This is a genomic window from Acidovorax facilis (assembly GCF_023913775.1).
Lineage (GTDB): Bacteria > Pseudomonadota > Gammaproteobacteria > Burkholderiales > Burkholderiaceae_C > Acidovorax > Acidovorax facilis.
In genome coordinates this window covers 1-988 of the sequence record NZ_JAMXAX010000307.1, presented here as the reverse complement: position 1 = coordinate 988, position 988 = coordinate 1, and the positions used below count along the sequence as shown (strand labels likewise).

General features: G+C 63.3%; 1 pseudogene. It reads left to right on the top strand.

From position 1 onward, the window contains the following. Positions 1-980: pseudogene (locus NFX52_RS30330) on the top strand (IS3 family transposase); the annotation flags it as partial. Positions 981-988: the final 8 nt, after the last annotated feature.

Sequence of the window (988 nt, the reverse complement as noted above, 5' to 3'; positions counted from 1 at the left end):
AAGGCGCTGCAGGTGCAGCTCGAGCAGGCGCAGGAGAAGGCCAGGCTGTTTGAAGCCGTCATCGATGTGCTGCGCAAGGACTACGGGGTGCGCGTCGTAAAAAAGCCTTTGGGCAAGTTCTCTCGCAAAAACTCATCGCAGGGTTGAGCGTGAAGAGGGCTTGCCAGCATATGGGCCACAGCCGTCAGGCGTACTACCAGGGCAGGCGCCGAGAGGCCGATCACCTCGCGAATGCGCAGGCGGTGGTGGAGTTGGTGCGCGAGCAGCGCATGCGTCAGCCACGCATCGGCACGCGCAAGCTGCACTACCTGCTGCAGGAGCCGCTGCAGCGCCAGGGAATAGGTCTGGGCCGGGATGCGATGTTCGACGTCCTGCGCAACGCCAGGCTGCTGGTGGCGCCCCGGCGGGCGTACCACAAGACGACCGACAGCCACCACCGCTTCAGGCGCCACCCCAACCTGCTCAAAGCCGGGCCACAGCAGATTCGCGCCAGCGCCAGCGAACAGGTCTGGGTAGCAGACATCACCTACTTGCCCACACACGGCAAGTTCGTCTACCTGAGTCTGGTCACGGATGCGTACTCCAGGAAGATCGTCGGCTGGCACGTGCATGAGAGCATGCAGACCGAGGAGGTGGCGCAGGCCATGAAGATGGCGCTATCGGGGCGACAGAGCAGTCGGCAGCTGGTGCACCACTCCGACAGGGGTATCCAGTACTGCTCGACGTATTACCAGGCCCTGCACAAGCGCCACGGAGTGATCTGCTCAATGACCGACGGTTACGACTGCTACCAGAACGCGCTGGCCGAGCGGGTCAACGGCATTCTGAAGACCGAGCTCTTGTTGCAGCGCCCTGCGGATCTCGCCCAGGCCAGACGCATGGTCGAGCAGTCGGTGCGCATTTACAACTGCGAGCGGCCACACCTATCGCTGAAAATGCAAACGCCCGATGCGGTGCATCGGGCGTCGTTGGCCGGATAGTCCGGCTG